The 21335-nt window shown below is 67.7% G+C and carries 20 protein-coding genes (1 of these 20 running past the window's edge); 9 read left to right on the plus strand and 11 right to left on the minus strand.

Annotated features, from left to right (window positions below; translation table 11 throughout):
- Both ACJ7Z0_RS13335 and ACJ7Z0_RS13340 read left to right on the plus strand, forming a co-directional pair.
- Nucleotides 1-901, plus strand: the 3' portion of a protein-coding gene (locus ACJ7Z0_RS13335) for an ATP-binding cassette domain-containing protein (protein ID WP_434790226.1). Its footprint begins 1007 nt before the window's first position; the window shows 901 of its 1908 coding nt (coding positions 1008-1908); its start codon lies beyond the left edge, outside the window; the stop codon is at nt 899-901.
- Nucleotides 902-994: 93 nt separating this feature from the next.
- Nucleotides 995-2746 carry a phospholipase D family protein gene (locus ACJ7Z0_RS13340; RefSeq protein WP_434790227.1) on the plus strand — a complete coding sequence of 584 codons (1752 nt, stop codon included), beginning with the start codon at nt 995-997 and terminating at the stop codon, nt 2744-2746.
- A 39-nt stretch (nt 2747-2785) separates the two neighbouring features.
- On the opposite strand, the gene ACJ7Z0_RS13345 is transcribed toward ACJ7Z0_RS13340, so the two are convergent.
- The 4 genes from ACJ7Z0_RS13345 to ACJ7Z0_RS13360 all read right to left on the minus strand — a co-directional run bounded on the left by ACJ7Z0_RS13345 (nt 2786) and on the right by ACJ7Z0_RS13360 (nt 7653).
- Nucleotides 2786-3697, minus strand: a complete 912-nt coding sequence (locus ACJ7Z0_RS13345) for a copper chaperone PCu(A)C domain-containing protein (RefSeq protein ID WP_434790228.1) — start codon at nt 3695-3697, stop codon at nt 2786-2788.
- Between the two features lie 42 nt (nt 3698-3739).
- Entirely contained in the window at nt 3740-6025 is a 2286-nt protein-coding gene (locus ACJ7Z0_RS13350; RefSeq protein ID WP_434790229.1) for a TonB-dependent receptor, read from the minus strand.
- 117 nt (nt 6026-6142) lie between these two features.
- Nucleotides 6143-6514: a DUF2946 family protein gene (locus tag ACJ7Z0_RS13355; RefSeq protein WP_434790230.1), complete on the minus strand. Its 372-nt coding sequence runs from the start codon at nt 6512-6514 to the stop codon at nt 6143-6145.
- Nucleotides 6515-6525: 11 nt separating this feature from the next.
- Nucleotides 6526-7653, minus strand: coding sequence for a TraB/GumN family protein (locus ACJ7Z0_RS13360; RefSeq protein ID WP_434790231.1), 1128 nt, complete (start codon nt 7651-7653; stop codon nt 6526-6528).
- Between the two features lie 121 nt (nt 7654-7774).
- On the opposite strand from ACJ7Z0_RS13360, the gene ACJ7Z0_RS13365 reads away from it, so the two are divergent.
- Both ACJ7Z0_RS13365 and ACJ7Z0_RS13370 read left to right on the plus strand, forming a co-directional pair.
- Complete coding sequence (locus ACJ7Z0_RS13365; RefSeq protein WP_431127112.1) at nt 7775-8188, plus strand: VOC family protein; 414 nt, start codon at nt 7775-7777, stop codon at nt 8186-8188.
- Entirely contained in the window at nt 8185-9378 is a 1194-nt protein-coding gene (locus ACJ7Z0_RS13370; protein ID WP_434790232.1) for a toxin-antitoxin system YwqK family antitoxin, read from the plus strand. Before ACJ7Z0_RS13365 ends, ACJ7Z0_RS13370 begins: the two co-directional genes overlap by 4 nt.
- A 27-nt stretch (nt 9379-9405) precedes the next feature.
- On the opposite strand, the gene ACJ7Z0_RS13375 is transcribed toward ACJ7Z0_RS13370, so the two are convergent.
- Genes ACJ7Z0_RS13375 through ACJ7Z0_RS13385 form a run of 3 tightly spaced genes read right to left on the minus strand, consistent with a single transcriptional unit; the run spans nt 9406 to nt 12403 of the window.
- Nucleotides 9406-10380: a Bug family tripartite tricarboxylate transporter substrate binding protein gene (locus ACJ7Z0_RS13375; RefSeq protein ID WP_434790233.1), complete on the minus strand. Its 975-nt coding sequence runs from the start codon at nt 10378-10380 to the stop codon at nt 9406-9408.
- Nucleotides 10381-10385: 5 nt separating this feature from the next.
- A complete protein-coding gene (locus tag ACJ7Z0_RS13380) occupies nt 10386-10616 on the minus strand; it encodes a hypothetical protein (RefSeq protein WP_434790234.1) in 231 nt (76 codons plus the stop codon).
- Entirely contained in the window at nt 10613-12403 is a 1791-nt protein-coding gene (locus ACJ7Z0_RS13385) for an FAD-dependent monooxygenase (RefSeq protein WP_434790235.1), read from the minus strand. The genes ACJ7Z0_RS13380 and ACJ7Z0_RS13385 overlap by 4 nt, the downstream gene beginning before the upstream one ends.
- 81 nt (nt 12404-12484) lie before the next feature.
- Here ACJ7Z0_RS13385 and ACJ7Z0_RS13390 point away from each other — a divergent pair, with 81 nt between their 5' ends.
- The gene (locus ACJ7Z0_RS13390) at nt 12485-13273 is read left to right on the plus strand and encodes a helix-turn-helix transcriptional regulator (RefSeq protein WP_434790236.1); all 789 of its coding nucleotides are present in this window, start codon (nt 12485-12487) and stop codon (nt 13271-13273) included.
- A 9-nt stretch (nt 13274-13282) separates the two neighbouring features.
- Here the strand turns inward: ACJ7Z0_RS13390 and loiP are convergent, their stop codons facing one another.
- Nucleotides 13283-14047, minus strand: coding sequence for a metalloprotease LoiP (gene loiP, locus ACJ7Z0_RS13395; protein WP_434790237.1), 765 nt, complete (start codon nt 14045-14047; stop codon nt 13283-13285).
- A gap of 141 nt (nt 14048-14188) precedes the next feature.
- On the minus strand, nt 14189-15259 hold the full coding sequence (locus tag ACJ7Z0_RS13400) for a fumarylacetoacetate hydrolase family protein (RefSeq protein ID WP_434790238.1): 1071 nt from the start codon (nt 15257-15259) through the stop codon (nt 14189-14191).
- A 134-nt stretch (nt 15260-15393) separates the two neighbouring features.
- On the opposite strand from ACJ7Z0_RS13400, the gene ACJ7Z0_RS13405 reads away from it, so the two are divergent.
- Complete coding sequence (locus ACJ7Z0_RS13405) at nt 15394-16596, plus strand: DUF3108 domain-containing protein (RefSeq protein WP_434790239.1); 1203 nt, start codon at nt 15394-15396, stop codon at nt 16594-16596.
- A gap of 120 nt (nt 16597-16716) precedes the next feature.
- Nucleotides 16717-16995 carry a BTH_I0359 family protein gene (locus tag ACJ7Z0_RS13410; protein WP_165442149.1) on the plus strand — a complete coding sequence of 93 codons (279 nt, stop codon included), beginning with the start codon at nt 16717-16719 and terminating at the stop codon, nt 16993-16995.
- A 69-nt stretch (nt 16996-17064) separates the two neighbouring features.
- Here the strand turns inward: ACJ7Z0_RS13410 and ACJ7Z0_RS13415 are convergent, their stop codons facing one another.
- Entirely contained in the window at nt 17065-18126 is a 1062-nt protein-coding gene (locus ACJ7Z0_RS13415; RefSeq protein WP_434790240.1) for an AbrB family transcriptional regulator, read from the minus strand.
- Between the two features lie 60 nt (nt 18127-18186).
- Between ACJ7Z0_RS13415 and ACJ7Z0_RS13420 the strand changes: the two genes are divergently transcribed.
- Nucleotides 18187-19044, plus strand: coding sequence for a ChaN family lipoprotein (locus tag ACJ7Z0_RS13420; RefSeq protein ID WP_434790241.1), 858 nt, complete (start codon nt 18187-18189; stop codon nt 19042-19044).
- A gap of 16 nt (nt 19045-19060) precedes the next feature.
- Here the strand turns inward: ACJ7Z0_RS13420 and aptA are convergent, their stop codons facing one another.
- Nucleotides 19061-20395 (minus strand): omega-aminotransferase AptA, encoded by a 1335-nt coding sequence (gene aptA, locus ACJ7Z0_RS13425; protein WP_434790242.1) that lies wholly within the window; start codon nt 20393-20395, stop codon nt 19061-19063.
- 66 nt (nt 20396-20461) lie between these two features.
- Here aptA and purU point away from each other — a divergent pair, with 66 nt between their 5' ends.
- A complete protein-coding gene (gene purU, locus ACJ7Z0_RS13430) occupies nt 20462-21319 on the plus strand; it encodes a formyltetrahydrofolate deformylase (RefSeq protein WP_431127081.1) in 858 nt (285 codons plus the stop codon).
- The last annotated feature ends 16 nt before the right edge of the window (nt 21320-21335 follow it).

Below are 21335 nucleotides of genomic sequence, written 5' to 3' on the forward strand. Positions count from 1 at the left end.
CAAGGTCGGCCTGCTGGGCCCCAACGGTGCGGGCAAGACCACGCTGCTCAAGCTCATCCTGGGCGAACTCGAACCGGACAGCGGCAAGATCCGCCGCGGCACCAACCTGCAGGTGGCGTATTTCGACCAGATGCGCGACAAGCTCGACCTGGACGCCACGCTGGAAGACTTCATCAGCCCCGGTAGCGAATGGATCGAGATCGGCAGCCAGCGCAAGCACGTGAAGAGCTATCTCTCCGACTTTCTCTTTTCCCCCGCGCGCGCCAATTCTCCGGTGCGCTCGCTCAGCGGCGGCGAACGCAACCGGCTGCTGCTGGCCCGCCTGTTCGCCCGTCCGGCCAACGTGCTGGTGCTGGACGAACCGACCAACGACCTGGATATCGACACCCTCGAGCTGCTGGAAGGCCTGCTGCAGGACTACGACGGAACGGTTTTCCTGGTCAGCCACGACCGGACCTTCCTGGACAACGTGGTGACCAGCACGATCGCGTTCGAAGGCGATGGCCATTGGCGCGAATATGAAGGCAGCGTGCAGGACTGGCTGATCCAGTCGAAGCGCGCGCGCGAGATCGCGGAACAACGGCAAGCCGCCAGCCCTCCCCCGTCGCCAGCGCCGGCTCCGACACCTGCCGCGGCCGAACCCGCAGCCGCCGCCCGTCCCGCGGCCGCGCGCAAGAAGCTCAGCTACAAGGAACAGCGCGAGCTCGAGGCGCTTCCGGCGCAGATCGAGGCACTGGAAGCCGAGCAGAAGCGCATCACCGAAATGCTCGAGCTCGACGGCGGGGCGATCTATGCCACCGACGCCTCACGCGCGGCCGAACTGAGCCAGCGCCACGCCCAGATCGACGACGAATTGCTGGCCGCGCTGGAGCGCCAGGAGGAATTGTCCGCCGGGCGTTAGTGCATTAGTTCTGCAGCGGACTCTCCCGCCGTCCCACGTGCGGACAGCGCCGACTAGGCTATATATGCGGCTTCAAAGCTCCGGGAACGCCGCATGCCTTCCATCTACGCGCTCTTCGGCCGGTCCGTTGCACTCCTGGCCATTGTTCTGCAGGGCGCTTGCGCGCAATTGCCCGAGCAGGTCGACCGCCCGGTATCGGTCGCAATTCCGTCGCCCAACGGCACCGCCCTGGAGGCCTTGGTCCAGCAGCGCCGCAAGGCCGATGGGGCGCGATTCGAATCCGGCTTCCTGCTGCTCGGCGGGCCTCCCGCCGCCTACGGCAGCCGGCTCGCATTGATCGAAGGCGCCCAGAAGACGCTGGACCTGCAGTACTACGCGATCCACGCCGACGCCAGTACCGGCCGGCTGTTGCGGGGGATCCGGGCGGCGGCCGGGCGCGGCGTGCGCGTGCGGATCCTGCTCGACGATTTTCACAGCACCGGCCGCGATGCGCTGGTGCTGGGCCTCGCGTTCGTACCCAACATCGAGATGCGCCTGTTCAACCCGCTTGCCGGCGCGCGTGGGTCTTCGTTGGCACGACTCTTCAACTCGATCGGCGATGCCTCGCGGATCCAGCAGCGGATGCACAACAAGCTCTTCCTCGCCGACAACGTGCTGGGCGTGACCGGCGGCCGCAACCTGGGCGACGCCTACTTCGGCAATGCGCTGAAGGGCAATTTCATCGATCTGGACATCCTGGCGGCCGGCCCGATCGTGCAGGACCTGTCGCGCAGTTTCGACAGCTACTGGAACAACGAGCGCGCCTACCCCGTGCAGTCGCTGGTCAAGCGCGAAGAGCTGCAGGCCATCCGCGAACGTGCGGAACGGGTCGACCGGGAACTGGCCGATGAATCGGCCCGGTCCTTGAACGCGCCACCACCGACACCCCAGACGCCGACGCCCACGGAAGGCGACCCCAAGCCCGGCGCCGCCCCAACGGCGGCGCAGTTGACCCGGGCATGGGACGAAAAGCCCCTGGATCTGCGCACCGCCCGCTTCGTCTGGGCGCCCGCGGTGATGCTCGCCGACCAGCCCGGCAAGATTCCCGCCGACAAGGGGCCGAACCAGGAGAAGGCACCGGGCCTGGTGGTGAGCCAACCCAACGACAGGGCCAACCCGTCACGCCGGGCCGCATCGCTCGAGGCCAGCTCCGACCTCGCCGCCGGCAGCGACACGGTGGTGGAAGGCCTGTTGCAACTGATCGGACAGGCGAACAGCGACCTGCTCGTCATCTCGCCCTATTTCGTGCCCGGCCCGGACATGAAGCAAGCCTTTGCGGCGGCCCGGGGCCGGGGGGTTCGCATCCGCGTGCTGACCAACTCGCTGGCGTCGAACGACGCGCCGGTGGCGCATGTCGGCTATTCGCGCCACCGCCAGGATCTGCTCAAGATCGGCGTCGAACTCTACGAACTGCGCAGCGAACAGGCCAGTGTCAGCAACGCCTTCGGCTCATCGGGCGACGGCAGCATCGGCGCATCGCGCTCCATGCTGCACTCGAAGGTGCTGGTGATGGACGGCCGGCTGCTGGTGGTCGGCTCGATGAACCTCGACCTGCGTTCGCAACTGCAGAACACCGAAATCGCCCTGCTCGTGCGAAGCGCCGAACTCTCCCGCTCGGCGTCCGAGCAGATCGAGCGCGGCATGCGCGAAGGCTCGTGGCGCGTCGAGCTGAACGACGGCTCGCTGGTCTGGCGAGCGCCCGAAGGCAGCGGCTTGAAAGACACCTCCACGGAGCCCGACGCCAGCCTGACCCTGCGCCTGATGCTCAAGCTGTTCGGCCCGCTGGCGCCGGACCAGCTGCTGTAGCGCGCGAGAGGCCGAATCCCGCTGCTTGGGGGCGGCAGGTCAGTGCTTGTGCTGATGGGCAGCCGGCGCGGCCGCGTCGGCTCCTTCCGGCGCGCCCACCGGCAGCTTCAGGTCGAGCGAGGTTTTCTGGCCCTTCGCGTCCTCGAACCGGAGCGTCATCGGCACGGTCGAACCCTTGGCCAGCGCCTGCTTCAGGTCCATCATCATCACGTGGTAGCCACCCGGCTTGAGCTCGACGGTCTGGCCCGCGGGCAACTCCAACCCGGCCGGCAACTCGCGCATCTTCATGGTGTCGCCTTCCATCTTCATCTCGTGCACTTCGGCCACGCCGGCGGCCGGCGTCGAGATGCCGACCAGCTTGGTGCCGGTGGGTGCGGTGAGCTTCATGAAGGCGCCGGTGCCGCTCTGGCCCGGGACCGACTGGCGCACCCAGGCATCGCGCACGTCGACCGTGGCCACGCCCTGCGCCACCACGTCGAGCCTGGCGGCAGGGGTCTTGAGCCCCGCAGTCGAGGTGCCCGACGCCGGCACCTCGGCCCAGTCGATGCGGCCCACGTCGCAGGTCTGCAGCACCTTGAACCACAGCGGCCCCGGCGTGCCGGGCACCTTGCCGCGCAACACGAATTCGGCGCGTTCGCTGGCAGGCAGCGCCGTTTGCGGGCTTTCCGCGGTCCAGCGAACTTCGCCGTCGCCGGCATTCTTCTGCACGTCGAGCTTCCAGCCCTTGCGCGCCTGCGCGTCGCTCAGGATGAAGCCCTTGGGCAGGCGAACGGCCAGGCCGGTGGTGGCCTTGGCGCCTTCGCAGGCATGGCCCACGCGGAAGGCGGCGTCGTAGTCACTGCCGACGGTGACGCCGCCGCGCGGCAGGGTGACGTGGGCGAACGCGGTTGCGGTGCCCGCCAGCATGGCGCATGCGGCAACGGTCTTGAGGGTGATGCGCGGGTGGTTCATCTGGAACTCCTTGGAGAAAGCGGTGAAAAGAGAGAAAGAAGGTCAGAGGTCGAACTTGAGTTCGGCCACGTAGGTGCGTTGCGTGTAGGGATGGAAGGCCCAGTACTTGTTGTTGTTCAGGTTGTCGATGCCCACGGCCGCGCTCCATTGCCGGTCGATGCGATAGCGTATGCGCGCATCGACCACGAAGAACTTCGAAAAGCCCATATACGCGGCGCCGTTCGTGTCGCTGTTGTCCAGCGTGCCGTATTGCTTGCCGCTGTAGCGTGCGCCGACCGTGTAGCTCCATCTGGCGTCCGGCCGATAGGTGGCGAGCAGCGTGGCCCGCACCTTGGGCACGCGCGGCTGTTCGTGGCCCACGCTGGCGGGAAAGCCGCTGTTGGCGGCGATCTTCGATCGCGTCAGCGTGAGGCTGCCGCTCAAGTCCAACCCCTTCGCGCCCACATCGACCGCGTTCAACGCCACCTCCAGCCCCCGCGTGCGGATGGCATCGACGTTCTGCACCGTGCTCGCCAGGTTGGTGAGTGCCTGGCTGTAGAGCGCGTCCTTGGTGTTTTCGAAGAAGAGCGTGGTGCGGAGGACGCCGTCGAGCCCCCATGTTTTCAGATCGCGCTCGGCGCTGAGTTCCGTGGTCCACGAACGCTCCGGCCGCAAATTCGGATTCGTGTTGACGATGCGGCTGCCGTCGATCGAGCCCTGGTAGAGCTCGCTCACGGTCGGCATGCGCACCGCGCGGCCGGTCGAGGCCTTGAACAACCAATCCTGCGTAGCCTGCCAGGCGATGGCGGCCTTCGGCGAGTCGTAGCTGTTCTTGCGCGGCGCAAAATCCAGCAGCCTGGTCGCGTTGCCGAGCTGGCCGCCATAGGCTTCCCATCGCTCGTGGCGCAGGCCCAGCGTGGTCTTCCAGTTCCTGGCAAAACGCCAGGTGTCCTGCACGTAGAGCGACTGGAGCCGCGTGTTGCCATTGAAGGCGGAGAACGGCGTCACGGCCGGTCCGCCGATCCAATCGAGCGTGTTGCCGACGCTGGTGCGCAGGCGCGCCGTGTCCTGCTGGAAACCGAAGTCGACCACGTGTGCGCCCACGCCCTCGGCCGAGCCGGTGGGCCGCCACGTGCCTGCCGCCTTGAAGGTGTGCCAGCCCGAGCCGCTCATGTCGGTGGTGCGCCCGGGGCCGCCGTTGAAGGCGCCGGGCAAGGGCGTGGTCGGCGTGCGCGAGGTGTCTCTCGAATAGTCGAACAGGCTCGCGGCCACCTCCCAGTCGAACACGCCGCCGGTGTGGCTCTTCACCGAGAGGCCATGCATATAGTGCGTGAGCGCCGTCTCCGTCGGCGCCAGCGCGGCGCTCGGCGAATCCAGGTTGTAGGTGCGCCCGGCGATATTCACCCGCCCCGAATACACGGGCCGGCCGAGGCCGTCGCGCAGGTAGGTGTCGACGCTGCCATGCGTGGTGTTGTTCCAGGCGCCCAGCGTGTAGGTGGCGCGAACGGTGGACGAAAAGTCGTAGGCCACCTTCAGCTTGGCCTGCTCCTGCGTGGTGTCGTAGATGGTGGAGCCGCCCACCAGCCACCAGGGTTGGTTCGACGGGTTCAGCCCCAGCACCGCACCGGTGACCGGCGTGCCCGCATTGCCCAAGGTGCCGACGCTCACCAGCCGGTTGCCGAACACCAGCGCCTGCCCCTTGCTGTGGGTGCGCGAGGCACTGAGCCACCATGACCAGTCGCCGCTGCGGCTGCCCAGTGACAGGTCGAGCTGCTGGCCCGCGGGCGACGAGTGGCTGTTGTACAGGTCGAAGTTCGAGGCAAAGCCGCTGAGCTTGACGTGCGCTTCGAGCTTGGTGGGCATGCGCGTCACGTAGTCGACCACGGCGCCGACCGAGTTGCCCGGGTAGGCGGCCGAAAACGGACCGTAGAGCACGTCGACCCGTTCGATTTCTTCGGGCGACACCATGCCCCAGCGCGGCGCGTAGGTGGCGCCGTTGCCCAGCGGGTTCGACAGCATGATGCCGTCGGCGTACACCATCGAGCGGGCACTGTTGCCCGTGCCCGAGGCGCGCGTGGCAAGCACGGCGTGGTTGAAATCGCCGATGTAGCGCTTGCGCACCACAAGGCTCGGCAGGTACTTGAGCGCGTCTTCGCTGTCGGTCGCATTGACCGTTTCGACGATCTGCTCGTGCGTCACGCCCTCGATGGTGGTCGGGATCTGCGTCGGCAGCGAGGTCGGGCGGCCGTCACTGACGGTGACGGTGCTCAAGGTGCGCGGGCCGCCGCCGTCCTCCGACGGGTCAGGCGCGTTTTGCGCCCACACGGGCGCGCCAAGGGGAAATGCCATGGCGATCGCCAAGGCGCGGGAATGCTTTTTCATTGGGAACCTGCTCCACGAACTTCAAGCCGGACAGGCCGCAGCGCCCCTCGGATCGGGGCACGTGCGGCTACGGTTTTGGCAGTTTCAGGAGAAGGCCGGGGGTCCGCGCGCAGGCAGCGGCGCGGCGGTGGCCGCGGCAAGTCGCGCGGCGGGAATCGACTGGAGCACGCGGCCCAGCGGCAAGGGCAGATCGAAGGCCGCGGCGGCCGGCGACGGAGGCGGTGCGCCGGTCAGCAGGCACAGCGGACAGTCCATGTGCGAGGCGCCCACTTCCTGCACGCCGTCATCGGTCTGCACCACCGCCTTGATCGAACCGGCGCTCGAGCACACCAGTTCCATGGCCTGCGGATGCACGATGGGCGATGCCACCGCCACGCCAAGCGAGAGCATGAACCACAGCAGCGCCCATCGGCCGACGAGGCCGAGGAAGCGGGGGTGGTTTCGCAGCAGGTGCATGGCAAATGAGATTATCGGCGCTGTTTGCTCTTGGGTGTCGGCGTCGTGCTGCGCTGCGCCGGCTTGGCATTGCCCGCCGTCCTGGCACCGCTCCTTGCGGTGGAACCCTTGGCATTGCGGCCGCCCCGCGCGGCCGCCTTGGGCGCAGGCGCCGTCGGCACCGCGACCGGCGGCTGCGCGGCGAGCGGCACCGCCGAGACGGTGAATCCACGCGCCGCCAGCAGCGCGGGCAGTCCCTCCGGCCCGACCATGTGCAAGGCACCCACGGCGGCAAAGACGCGCTTGCCGCCCGCGTGCATGCGTTCGATGCCGTCCGCCAGCCCCGGATTGCGGTCGTCGAGCAGGCGCTTCATCAGCCGCCGCTCGGCCGGCGTGTTGAGGCAGTTGCACCACTCGGGGTAGCGGGCGAGCTTGTCGGCGTCGCCGCGGGCCCAGACGTCGGCCAGCTCTTTCATCTGCGTGCGCAGCTGGCCCGACTCCAGTTCGTCGAGGGCGGCGTCGATCTGCTCCGCCTCCTCGGCTTCGGAATCGCCGGTCAGCATCTTCAGTTGCGCCGCAGCACTTTCCAGCGCGAACACCGGCTTGCCGTTGTTGCGCGCGGAGACGGCCAGCGCCTCGTCCGCGCCGAACTCCGGATACAGGCCGTCGACGCGGGCCACCAGGCCGGTCAGCGCCATCACCTGCAGGATGGGTTGCAGCCCGGCCGTGGTCTCGGGCGACACGCAGGCCGCCTCTCTCTGGCGGGCCAGGCGCTGCGCGCGCTCGCCGCTGAGCAACCGCGCCACCACGGCCGGATCCGCCGGCTGGGTCAGGGCGCGCATCGCGGCCTGGTCGCGCGTGTCGAGTTCGAGCGCCAGCGCGTCGCTCTGCTCCAGCGCCTTCTGCACGGTGGGACCGGGCCGTACCCATTCGGCGCGGCCGAGATGAATGGTTCCATAGAGCCAGGCGGTCCGGCCGTCCCTTTCGGCGCGCCACAGCAGGCCGCGATCGGCGGCGTTCCATTGGCCCACTGCCGCACCCGGCTTTCCAAGACTGGCAATGGCCGACGGCGGGCAGGCGGCATGCGCTGCCAGGGCAAAAACAGAACAGACGCCGGCCAGCGCAAGGCGCGGCAGGCGTGAAAAAAGCGAGGGGCGCATAGGCGCCTTCAAATCGATATTGCGCCACGGCGCAATCAGGGCCCGGAGTATCCGCAAGGCTTGCTCCACGATGAAAGAAAGTCCGGCATTCTCACAGCACCGCTGCCCATAATCCGGAACCATGCAGAGCATCTTCCATCTTGCCTTTCACGTCCGCGATCTCGACGTGGCCCGCCGCTTCTATGGCGGCGTCCTCGGCTGCGCCGAAGGCCGCAGTACCGATACCTGGGTCGATTTCGACTTCTTCGGCCACCAGATCTCGCTGCATCTGGGCGAACCGTTCGCCACCACGCGCACCGGCCGGGTCGGCGACGCAATGGTGCCCATGCCTCATTTCGGCATCGTGCTCGCACTCCCTGACTGGGAAGCACTCGCCCAGCGGCTGAAGGCTGCCAACACGGACTTCGTGCTTGCCCCGCAAGTGCGCTTCGAAGGCCAGCCGGGCGAGCAATGGACCATGTTCTTCTGCGACCCTTTCGGCAACCCCATCGAGGTCAAGGGCTTTCGCTCCCTTGCGGCGATCTACGACAAATGAACCCTCTGCGCCGGGCCGCCTCCAGCCGGCTCGCAGCTTCTGCGCGAGCTCGCGTCGTCGTGCCTCGCATTGCAACTGCCGCGCTCTGTTTTCTTGCGGCCGGCGTTGCTCACGCCGCGCTCGACTGCGAGCTCAACGGCCGCAGCGTCAATCCGACAGACGCCAGCAGCGTCGGGGGCAAGACGGGGCTCATGCGCTGCAAGGAACGCGGCACCGGCGAACTCCAGCGCGAGCAGCAACTGCAGAACGGCGTCTTCATGGGCTTGGCCCGCTTTTATGAAAAAGGCAAGCTGGCCAAGGAGCACACGCTCAATGCCAAGGGCAACATCCACGGCCTCGCACGTGAGTTCGCGCCCAACGGGCAGGTCGTGCGCGAGGCCGTCTACGACGACGGCCGCGAGCGCGGGCTGGTGCGCAGCTTCTACCCCGGCGGCCGGCTGCGCCGCGTCACCTTCTATCCCGATGTCGGAACCGACCGTGCCTTCGTCGAGTTCACCGAGCGCGGCCAGATGTCGGCGCTGCGCTGCGGCGAAAAGCCGATGCTCGCGCCGGTGGCAGACGACGCGGGGCTGTGCGGGTTCACTGGCGGGCCTTCGCAAGTCGAGCTTTTCGACGAGCGCGGCATCCTGCGCTCGCGGCTCTCGTACCTGGCGGGCAAGCGCGTGCGGTCGCAGAACTTCTACGACAACGGCAAGCCCTCGGTGCAGGACGAGATCGTCGGCAACCAGCGCACCGAGCGCCAGTTTTCATCCGAGGGCGTGAAGCGCCGCGAAACGGTGTGGCGGCTGGTCGAGCGCACTGCGGTGCGGCAACGCGAGCAGGAGTTCTCCGAAAAGGGCGCGCTCATCCGCGACCAGCGCTGGAACCCCGCGGGCGAACCCATCAGCGACGACAGCTATCACCTCAACGGCCAGCTTCGCAGCAAGTCCGTCTACCGCGGTTCGGGCGATTCGCGCACGGTCGAGATCACCGAGTTTTACGACAGCGGCCAGCGCGCCGCCTATGGCCGCTTCCTGGTCGTGGGCCGCGGCCGGCAAATGCCCATTGGCAAGCACCAGCGCTTCAGCGAGAAAGGAACGCTGCTGGCCGAGTCGATCTTCGATACCAAGGGCCGCGTAACCCGCGAGCGCAGCTGGGACGAGAACGGTGTGCTGGAGCGCGACGACCAGGTCTTCGACGAGAAGAAATAGCTCGCCGCTCCCCGGCCTCGCGCAACTTCAGTCCAGCTTGACGCCGGCCTGCTTGATGATGGGGCCCCAGCGCTGCGACTCGGCGCGCGACAGCGCCGCGAACTGGGCCGGCGTGCCGGGCATTGCTTCCATGCCGAAATCGTCGAAGCGCTTCTGCACGGCCGGCGTGCCGAAAGCGCGGTTCAGGTCGGCGTTGAGCTTGGTTACCACCGCAGGCGGGAGGCCGGCCGGGCCGAGCACGCCCTGGAACGCGAACACCTCGGTATTGGGTACCCCCACTTCCGCCAGCGTGGGCACGTTGGGCAGCAGCTTGCTGCGGGCGCCCGAGCCGATGGCGAGCACGCGGACCTTGTTGGCCTGCATGATCGACAGGCCCGAGGCCAGGTCGAGGAACATGCACGGCACCTGGCCGCCCATGACGTCGGCCATCGCGGGCGCCGCGCCTCGGTACGGAATGTGGGTGATGAAGGTGCCGGTGCGCACCTTGAACATTTCCATGGCCAGGTGATGCGGCGAGCCGTTGCCCGGCGAGGCATAGTTGACCTTGCCGGGATTGGCCTTCACGTAGGCCAGGAACTCCTTGAAGTTCTTGGCCGGGAAATCCGGGTGGACCACCAGCGCGAGCGGAAACTTGCCGATGGCGCCGATGTAGGTGAAGTCTTTCTCGGGGTTGAACGGCAGCTTGCCGAACAGGTGCTCGTTGAAGGCCAGCACGGCGTTGTCGGCCGACATCACGGTGTAGCCGTCGGGCTTGCTCTTGGCGACCAGGTCGGCGCCGATGTTGGTGGAAGCGCCGGGCCGGTTGTCCACGACGATCTGCTGGCCCAGCGTCTGGCGCATGGCCTCGGCCAGCGTGCGCGCGATCACGTCGGTGCCGCCGCCCGCGGGATACGGCACCACCCACTTGATGATCTGCGAGGGATAGTCCTGCGCGCGTGCGAAGGGCGTGGCGGCCACGGCGGCGCCCGAAGCGAGCGTGGCAAGAAGTGTGCGGCGGTCCATGTCGATCAGTCTCCGGTTTGTAGTATTTCTGCTGCGGACAGCGATGGTACGGGCAGCGCATGCAGCGCGTCGGCCAGAGCGCGGCGGCAGCGCGCCTCGTCGCCGACCTGCTCGAAAAGCAGCAGCGCGAGCCGCGCGAGGAACAGCGATTCGCGCTCTGCGCCGGCTTCGCTGATGGCGCGCGCGCACTCGGCATACAGACGGTCTCGCGCGTCGGGGTGAAGCGATGTCGTCATGCGGCAATCTCCTTGGTCGCAACGGCGGCGCGCGCCAGCGCATCCGACAACGCGCCACGCGGCAGAAGGCGCTGCCAGCGCGCGGCCACGTGTCCATCCGGGCGCAGCAGATAGACGGCCCCATCGGTTGCGCCCAGCGCCTCGAACACAGACGGGCCGGCATGCGCATCCGCACCCTCGACGCCCGGGCTTGCAATGGTGCGAACCGCGAATGGCAGGGCGCCGCCGCACGCTTGCGCCACCTCGCCGTCCGGCAGCGGGACGGCATCGGCTCCGGGCTGCAGCACCAGCAACGTAAAGACCGGGCCGATCCAGTCGCTCAGGTGGCCGCGCTCGAGCTGCTGCTCGGCCACGACCTCGCCGGGCAGCGGCCCCGACGGCAGTGCATCGCCTTCGCTGGACAGCGCCGAATCCTCGTAGCGCACGGCCTGCGTCTGGCGGGGATTGATCAGTTGCGCAATGCCGCGATGCGATTCCGACAACGAAAGCGCGGCCTCGCGCAGCAGATCGAAGCCACGCGAAGGCGGCGACATGAACTCGGTGCTGCGCATCGCGTTCTCGGCATTCACGTGAAAGGCCGCGATGCGCTCTTGCGAGTACGAATCGAGCAGCGCCGCATCCGACAGGCCGCGCGCCACGAAGGCCAGCTTCCAGGCCAGGTTGTCCGCATCGTCGAAGCCCGAATTGAGGCCGCGCACGCCGAAGATCGGCATCGCGTGGGCCGCATTGCCGGCGAAGAGAACGCGGCCATGCCGGTAACTCCCGAGCGTCATCGCGCCCGCGCGGTAGACCGAGGTCCACACCGTCTTCCAGGGCAGGTGGCCTTCGCCGATGGCGTCGAGATGGCGCTGCACGAACTCGGCCACCGCGGCCGGCTGCAGCGCTTCCTCGGTGCTTTGGCCGGCGCGCAACTGGTAGTCGATGCGCCAGATGTCGTCGGGCTGGCGGTGCATCAGCACGGTCGAGCCGGGGTTCCACGGCGGATCGAACCACGCGCGGCGCTCGGTCGGGTGCGTGCTGTGCAGCTCGATGTCGATGATCACGTAGCGGCCTTCGTAGCCCGTGCCCTCGAGCGCGAGCCCCAGCGCCTTGCGCACGAAGCTCTGGCCGCCGTCGCAGGCCGCGAGCCACTGGCCCTGCAGCCGATAGGCGCCCTCGGGGTTGCGCACGTCGAGCGTCACGCCGTCTTCATCCTGCACGATGCCGGTGAGTTCGGTACCCCAGCGGATGTCGATGAGCCCCGGCGCCTTTTCGTTGCGGCGGAAGATCTCTTCCAGCAGGTACTGCTCGATGTAGTACTGCTCGAGGTTGATCATCGGCGGCAGCTTCTGGCGCTCATCGTGCGGCATCTCGAACCGAAAAACCTCGGACGTCTTGTAGAAGCTGCGACCGCCGGTCCACGGCAGCCCCTTGGCCATGAAGGCCGGCAGCACGTCCAGCCGTTCCATGATCTCGAGGCTGCGGCGCGAGATGCAGGCCGCGCGGCTGCCCACGCACACCGTGTCGTCGGCTTCGAGCACCACGCAGCGCACGCCGTGGTTTGCGAGCCCCAGCGCGAGCGCCATCCCGACGGGTCCGCCGCCCGCGATCACCACGGGGTGGCGGCCGGGCTCCACGCCGTCGTGCTCCAGCGGCGGCGTCCACGGCTTGTAGCGCGTGTACTGAAAGGCGCCGACGGAGGGCGGCAGTTCGCTGGCGCTGGCCATTGGCGGCACGGGGCCTGTCGCGGCATCGGCGGCGCGCGTGCCGGGTGCCGCCGCGGCGACCGCAATGGTGAGGTTCGTCATGCAGCGGGATTGTCCCGATGTGCGGTGCCGGCCACTGTCATAACTTCGTACGAAGTAATTACCCTTGGCTTATCTGCTCCCATGAGACGCTGGCGCATTCAACCCACCGCGGGCACCGTGTTGTCCGCGGCCATCGTCGGCGACGTGCTGGCAGGTGTCGCCACGCCGCATCTGGCGGCCAGCTGCCTCGCGGCCATGCACCGCGTGATGCCCGTGACCTTCTGCACCGTGTTCGCGGTCGATGCCACCGGCCGCATCGAGGCGGTGTCGGCCGCCAGCAGCTACGGCACCACGGCCGAACGCACGACCGAGCGCTACGTGGCGCAGCGCTTCGACCTGCTCGATCCCAACATGACATGGCTCGCATCGCGCAAGCTGCCCAAGCGCTCGCAACTCTGGCTGGGCCACCAGCGCGCCGACGAAGTGGCCGACCCCGCCTACCGGGCCGCCTGCTATGGGGACGTGGGCATCCGGGAACGTGCGTCGGTGCTGCTGTTGACGCCGGCCGGCCAACGCGTGGCCGTGAGCTTCTACCGCAGCCTCGCGCAGCCCGAATTCGATGCCGCCGAATTCGCGGCGATCGAAGGCCATGCCACGCTGCTGGCCGATGCCACCCTGGCCCATGGCCGCAGCGCGGTGGGCACGCGCGAAGCGGTGGCGCCCGCCCTCGCCTCGGGCCTCTTGACCCTGAGCCTGCGCGAACGCGAGGTCATCGGCCACCTGCTGGCCGGCAAGACCGCCAAGCAGGTGGCGCGCGACGTGGGCATCGAGCTAACCACGGTGCGCACCCACCAGTACCGGGCGTTCCGCCGGCTCGGAATACGCACGCAGAAGGAACTGCTGCTGCGCGTGACACAGGAAGCGCCGTAGCGCTTCGCCTTACTTGGCAGCGTCCAGGCGCTTCTGCATGCGGGCCGAACGCTCGGCCGATGGCGGATGCGAGCTCATGAGCGAGCTGCCGGTGGCGCCGCCACTGAGCTTGGCCAGCTTGTCGAACGCGCTGACCAGCCCCTTGCGCTCGAGCTTGCGTTCGGTGAGCAGGTCGAAGGAATAGTTGTCGGCCGCGCTTTCGTTCGCTTGCGAGAACTGCGCGTTGACGAACTTTTCGCCCAGGTCGCCGGCTTGCGACTGCGACAGCTGGGCCACCACGCCGCCGGCGGCGCCGGCCAGACCGCGAACAGCCGAGGCGGCGTAGGCCGTCTGCATGCGCGACTTGGAATGGCCCAGCGCCACGTGGCCGATCTCGTGGCCGATGACGCCGCGCAGCTCGTCGTCGTTCATCAGGTCCATGAGGCCGCTGTACACGCGGATGCAGCCATTGGCCATGGCCCAGGCATTCACGTCCTTGGTCACGTAGACCTTGTAGTTGGCGGTCTTGCCGTTCACGGTGGTGGGCATCTGCTTGATGACCTGGTTCAGGCGCGTGGCGTAGCGGCTGCTGGCCGGCGCGATCTGGTTCTTCTGGTCCATGGCGGCGCACGACTGGTCGGACATCGTGGCGATCTCGCCGTCGCTCAGCGACATGGCCTTGAAGGCCGAGCCGCCTGCCTGGGTGAGTGCGCCGGTGTCGGCGTTCTTCATGGTTTCGCAGCCGACGAGGGCGGAGACCGCAACGACGGCGGCGGCAATAGGCAAATAACGCATTGAAAACTCCCGTTTTTCTTGATTTGAATGGCGACTGCGGAAGCAGCCGCCGAACGCACTGCCGCTCGCGAATGATTCCGAGTCGCGGCAGCGGGAGGATCATAGCCATGGCGGGCGCGATGCCCGCGAAGCGCGGAGGCTTCAGTCTTCGCCGGCGTCCTCGGCCGGTGCCTTCACCAGCGACACCGGCGCCACCTTCGGCCGCCCGCTCGTCGACACGATCTCCTGGTCGATCGCGCCGAACAGCGAACGGCCGTCCAGGCCCTTCATCTCGATGCGGATCGTGTCGCCGAACTTCATGAATTCAGTGACCGGCTCGCCGCCCTGGATGGTCTCGATGCAGCGCTTCTCGGCAATGCACGAGTAGCCCTTGGGCCAGTCCATCTGGCCGTTCCTTTCCACGCCCTTGTTGCTCACGGTGCCGCTGCCGACGATGCTGCCGGCACGCACGTTGCGCGTCTTGGCGATGTGGGCAATGAGCTGGCCGAAGTGAAAGGTCATCTCGGGCCCGGCGTCGCACATGCCGACCTTGCGGCCGTTCCAGCTGCTTTGCAGCGTAAGGTGGACGCGGCCGTCCTGCCAGGCTTCGCCGATCTCGTCGAGCGTCACGGCCACGGGGCTGAAGGCGGTGGCCGGCTTGCTCTGGAAGAAGCCGAAGCCCTTGGCCAGTTCGGCCGGAATCAGGTTGCGCAGGCTCACGTCGTTGGCCAGCATCACCAGGCGGATGCCGTCCAGCGCCTGGTCGGGCGTGGCGCCCATCTTCACGTCGCCGGTGATCACCGCGATCTCGGCCTCGAAGTCGATGCCCATGGCTTCACTGGGCACGACCACGTCGTCGGTCGGGCCGAGAAAGTCGTCGCTGCCGCCCTGGTACATCAGCGGGTCGGTGTAGAAGCTCTCGGGCACCTCGGCGTTGCGCGCCTTGCGCACCAGCTCGACGTGGTTCAGGTAGGCCGAGCCGTCGGCCCACTGGTAGGCGCGCGGCAGGGGCGCCATGCACATCGAGGGGTCGAACGGGAAGGAATGGCGCGCGCGGCCCGTGTTGACGGCGTCGTACAGGTCCTGCAGCTGCGGGCCCATGAAGCCCCAGTCGTCCAGCACCTGCTGCAGCCGGCTCGCGATGCCGGTGGCGTAGTGGGCGAGCGTGAGGTCGCGCGAGACGACGACGAGCTGGCCGTCGCGCGAGCCGTCCTTCAGGGTGGCGAGTTTCATGATGGCAAATGCGTGAGAAAGGACACGGCGCGAAAACGAGAGCCGGCGCCGCGCCCACTAAACTGGTTGAACGGGCGGCAGTGTACCGAGGTGCTCTTGGTGAACCTCCGCGCTGGCGCCCACTCCACCACCCCATGCCGACGCTCGTCGCCCCTCTGCCGCCGTCCACCGTCCCTCTCGGCCGCCCCTCGTGGCGGGTGCTGGCCGGGCTGACGCTGGCGGTGGCGCTGGTTCATGTGCTGCTGCTGGGGCTGGCGCCGGCCGCCATGGGACCTGAGCCCTCGCCGCTCGCGAACAAGTTCACTACCCGGACCATCGTGATCGCGCCGCCGGCTGCGGAAATGCCGGCTGCGCCTGCTGCCGCGGCGCCCGCCGCCCAAGCCAAGCCACCGCCGCCCGCAAAACCGCGGCGACCGCGCGAGCCGTCCCCGCCCAAGCCGGCACCGGCACCGGCACCGGCGCCCCAGGTTTCGGAACAGAACCCGCCGCAAACGCCCGATCTCATGGCACAGAACGCTGCCGATTCAGGGGCAACCGCCCCTGAACCGGCGGCAAGCGCTCCGGCAGGCGCTGCACTGGGCGGCGCAGGCAGCACGGCCAACACCGGCATGGAGAACGGCACGCCCGGCGAGTCCGCGGGCGCCGCTTCCGCCACGGCGGGCAACGTCGTGGGAGCTGAAGCACTGCGCATTCCGGGTTCCGTGAAATTGGCCTTCGCGGTCACCGGCCAGCAGGGCGCCTCGCCGATGCAGGGCGTTTTCGGCGACCTGGTCTGGCTGCAGGACGGCAGCAGCTACGACGCCCGGCTGTCGCTCAAATTCCTGTTCAAGACCATTCGCAGCCAGCACAGCACCGGCCAGATCGGGGCCACCGGCATCGAACCGGCGCGCTTCTCCGAGAGCCGCAAGGGCGAGGTGGCCTCGCACTTCCTGCGCGACCAGGGACAGGTGATGTTCAGTAACAACGCGCCGAGCGTGCCGCTGCTTCCGGGCGCGCAAGACCGGCTCAGCGTGGTGATGCAGCTGGGCGGCATGCTGGCCGGCGATCCGGCCCGCTATCCGGCCGGCAGCCGCATTTCCGTCCAGACAGTCGGGCCGCGCGAAGCGGGGGTGTGGGTGTTCAACATCGAAGGCGAAGAGCAGATGACGGTGCCGGCCGGTGATTACGCGGTGCGCAAGCTCACCCGCAACCCGCGGCGCGAGTTCGACGACAAGGTCGAAATCTGGCTCGCGCCGGCAATGGGGTACCTACCGGTACGGATGAAACTGACACAGCCCAACGGCGATTTCGCCGACATGCAGTTGCGCGAAACCCTTCCCGCGGGCCCGGCCAGCTGAGCGTACAAATCGAGTAAAGAAATACCGTTGTGACTGCAATGCGACAACCCTTCTTGAATCTGGCGCGTTGATTGCTATCTAAGCCACATGAACGCTATCGACATACTCACAGGCCCCGCAATGAACATGCTCTATGACTCGGAGTCCTTCGTCGTCGTGCACGTGCAGCCGAACGAAAGTGATACACCGGCGCAACCCAATGTGCCGGTTCTGGAACGCCACGGCTTCGAAATCGTCGACAAGCGCTCCGGCAAGGAGGTCTACCTCGACGGTTCCTGGGCCGAACTGTTCCAGCAGCAGATTGCCGCCTGGCAGCTCAACACGCCCACGCAGGAAGAGGTCGAAGACACGCTCGAGGGCTATGCCGAGCTGGCCCACACGCCCGTGCTCGTGCACTGAAATACGCCCCGCCGACTGCAAAAAGCGCCCAATGGGCGCTTTTTTTGCGTCTTTTTCAGGCCCAGCCGTTCATTTGTGCCCGTAGATCCACCGGTACATCGGCCCTACCAGCAGCAGCACCGCCACCAGCCGGCACACCTGAAAAGCCGTCACCACCGGCACGCCGAGCTGAAGCACCTTGGCGGTGATCGACATTTCCGCAATGCCGCCGGGCGAGGTGGCCAGGATCATCGTGGCGGGATGCAGGTCCGTGGCCCACGCCAGCAGCCAGGCGGCGCCTGCGCACAGCACCAGCATGGCGGCGGTGCCCAGCGCCACCGACCCCAGCCAGCGCGGCGCCGTGTGCAGAAACTCGCGGCTGAAGCGCACGCCCAGGCTCACGGCAATCACGAGCTGCGCGGCGTTCGACATCCAGGTGGGCACGGCCGAAAGCGGCTGGCCCGCAATGGTGAAGCCCATCGCCACCACCAGTGGTCCCATGAACCAGGGGTTGGTGCGGCCCAGCGCCCGCATCGCGAGGCCGCCGATGCCCGTGGCCAGCGCCAGCAGCAGGAGCCCGGCCGCATTCACCTCGCGCACCATGGGCGGGTTGATTTCGAGCCCGTGCAGGCCGCTCCACTGCATGGCGAACGGGATCGCGATGGTCACCACCACCAGGCGCAGGCTGTGCGCCGCGGCCACCAGATCGGTGCGTGCACCGGCCGATTCGGACAGCAGCGTCATCTCCGACGCACCGCCAATGGCACCGGCAAAGTAAGTCGTCGCTCTCATGGAGCGTGCCGGCACATGCGGCATGCGCCTGGCGTGCAGCCCGTGCAGCCAGCGCCCGAAGCCCCAGCCGAGCAGCAAGGCCCAGGCAATGGCAAGCGCAATGGCCCACCAGACGCCGGCCACCAGCGCAACCACCTGCGGCGTGAAGTAGAGGCCCAGCGCGGTGCCGATGGTCCACTGGCCCGCATTGCGCAGCGGCGTGAAGCTGGCGGTGGGCGCACCTGCGATCGAGGCCAGCGAAACCGCAAGCAGCGGGCCGATCATCCATGGCAGCGGCGTGCGCAGGGCGAGGCAAAGCTCCGCCGCGGCGAGTGCCAGCAACAGCGTGGCCAGCACGCGAACCAAAAAACGGAAAGACACCACAGGAAAAAGCGGAAATGGACGGCACGGCGTGCGAGCGCCAACGCATAGTATGGCGCGATGCGATGCCAACCCTCCCCCGCGCAGGCCGCCCGTTTGCCGTTGTTGCCCCTGTTCGCGGTCGTTGCCGCAGCCATTGCCATTGCGTCGCTGGCGGGTTGCTCCGCCTTCTTCGACGGCCCCAATGCGCCGGTGGCGCGCCGCGCCGCGGCGTTGCTGCCCGCGGACGCACTGATCCTCGGCGAGCAGCACGACGCCGCCGAGCACCACGCGATCGAACGCGAAACCGTCGAAGCGCTGGCAGGCCAGGGCAAGCTGGCCGCGCTGCTGCTCGAAATGGCCGAGGAAGGCAACAGCACCGCCCGCCTCGACACCGCAGCCACCGATGCGCAGGCGCAGGCCGCGCTCGGCTGGAACGACAAGGCCTGGCCCTGGCAAAGCTACGGTCCGGTGGTGATGGCCGCGGTGCGCGCCGGCGTACCGGTCATCGGAGCCAACCTGCCACGCGCGCGAATGAAGAACGCCATGGCCGACGTCTCGCTCGACGTGCAACTCAACGGCGAGGCCTACACCGCGCAGCAGGACGCCGTGCGGGAGGGCCACTGCAAGCTCTTGCCCGAGCCCCAGATCGTGCCGATGACGCGCATCCAGGTGGGGCGCGACCGCGCCATGGCGCAAGCCATCGTCAAGGCGCGCCAGCCGGGCAAGACGGTGCTGCTGATCAGCGGCGCGGGCCACGCCACCAAGGTGCTGGGCGTGCCGCAGCACCTGCCCACGGATGTGTCCGTGAAAGCCGTACGGCTGCAGGCCGGCGAATCACCGGACGATGAAGAAGAAAACAAGGGCGCCTACGACGCCGTCTGGCGCACGCCCCCGCTGCCGCCGAAGGACTACTGCGCGAGCATGCGCACCAAATAGCCTCCTGCGCAGCGGCTCAGGCGAGCTTCTTGATCGAATCCGCCAGCGTGTTGACCAGCGTGTCGATGTGCTGCTTCTCCACGATGTAGGGCGGCGCAATCACCAGCACGTCGCCCGCGGGCCGCACCAGCGCGCCCTTGTGGAAGCAATCCAGAAAGATGTCGTAGGCGCGCTTGCCCGGCGTGCCCGCAATGGGCGCGAGCTCCACCGCCGCGGCAAGGCCCAGGCTGCGAATGCTGATCACGTTCGGCAGGCCCTTGAAGGTACTGTGGAAGGCATCGCCCAGCACCTTGCCCATTTCGCCCGCGCGAGCGAACAGGTTCTCCTGCTTGAAAAGGTCGAGCGTGGCAATGGCCGCGGCGCAGGCCACCGGGTGGCCCGAATAGGTGTAGCCATGGAAGAACTCGACCACGTGCTCGGGCGCGTCGGTCTTCATCATCGCGTCGTACAGCTTGTCGCGGCAGATCACGCCGCCGAGCGGAATCACGCCGTTGGTCACGCACTTGGCAAAGTTCAGCATGTCGGGCACCACGCCGTAGTAGTCCGATGCAAAGTTGGTGCCCATGCGGCCGAAACCGGTAATGACCTCGTCGAAGATCAACAGGATGCCGTGCTTGTCGCAGATGGCGCGCAGCTTCTGCAGGTAGCCCTTGGGCGGCAGGTACCAGCCGGCCGAACCGGCCACCGGCTCGACGATGATCGCGGCGATGTTGCTCGGGTCGTGCAGCGGCAGGATGCGGGTCTCGAGCTCGACCAGCGGGTCTTCGGCCCACACCGGCTCCTCGTTGTGGACGTAGGCGTGGTTCACCGGATCGTGGATGAAGCGCATGTGGTCCACGCGCGGCAAAAAGGCCGAGCCGAACACCTTGCGGTTGCCCGGAATGCCGCCCACCGACATGCCGCCGAAGCCCACCCCGTGGTAGCCCTTCTCGCGCCCGATGAACACGTTGCGATGGCCCTCCCCGCGTGCGCGGTGGTAGGCCAGCGCCACCTTCATCGAGGTGTCGGCCGCTTCCGAACCCGAATTGCAGAACAGCACCTTGTTGAGGTCGCCCGGCGCCATCGACGCGATCATCTCCGCCGCCTTGAACGCCTTGTCGTTGCTGACCTGGAAGGCGGTGGCGTAGTCGAGCGTGTCGAGCTGCTTCTTGATCGCCTCGTTGATCGGCTTGCGGTTGTGGCCCGCCCCCACGCACCAGAGCGACGAGATGCCGTCGATCACCTTCTTGCCGTCGTGCGTGGTGAACTCCATGCCGTCGGCCGCCACGAAGACGCGCGGGTCTTTCTGGAAGTGGCGGTTGGGGGTGAAGGGCAACCACTGGTTGCCCATGTTGAAGTCCTGATAAGCCATGATTTCTCCTGCTTAACGCGCACCAAAAAACGGCATTCTGGCACCCCTGCGACAATCATGCCCCTGATGACGACCACTACGCCCGCCTACATCCTGACCCTCTCCTGCCCCGACCGGACGGGCATCGTGCATGCCGTTTCGGGTTTCCTGCTCGAACGCGGCGGCAACATCGAGGAAGCCGCCCAGTACAACGACCACGACACCGGCCTGTTCTTCATGCGCGTGCGCTTCGCCTGCAGCGACCACCCGGAGGCGGCGCTGCGCGAGCAGCTCGCCACCTTTGGCGCCGGCTTCGGCATGAGCCTGCAACTGCACGCGGCGGCCGAACCGATGAAGACCGTGATCCTGGTCAGCAAGGAAGGCCACTGCCTCAACGACCTGCTGTTCCGCTGGAAGAGCGGCCTGCTCGCCATCGACGTGCGCGCCATCATCTCGAACCACCGCGACTTCTACCAGTTGGCGGCCAGCTACAACGTGCCCTTCCACCACATTCCCGTGACGGCGGCCACCAAGGCGCAGGCCGAGGCCAGGCAACTGGAAATCGTCGAGGCCGAGGGCGCCGAGCTCGTGGTGCTGGCGCGCTACATGCAGATCCTGAGCAACGACCTGTGCAAGAGCCTGGCCGGACGGGCGATCAACATCCATCACTCGTTCCTGCCCAGCTTCAAGGGCGCCAAGCCCTACTACCAGGCCCATGACCGCGGCGTGAAGCTGATCGGCGCCACCGCCCACTACGTGACGGCCGACCTCGACGAAGGCCCGATCATCGAACAGGACGTGGCGCGCGCCGACCACACCGACACGGTCGAAGACCTCACGGCCCGCGGCCGCGACACCGAGAGCCAGGTTCTCGCACGCGCGGTGAAGTGGCACAGCGAGCACCGCGTGCTGCTGAACGGGCACCGCACGGTCGTGTTCCGATAGCGCGGCGCCCCCGGGG

This window comes from Variovorax palleresanus (assembly GCF_051144945.1).
GTDB lineage: Bacteria > Pseudomonadota > Gammaproteobacteria > Burkholderiales > Burkholderiaceae_C > Variovorax > Variovorax paradoxus_S.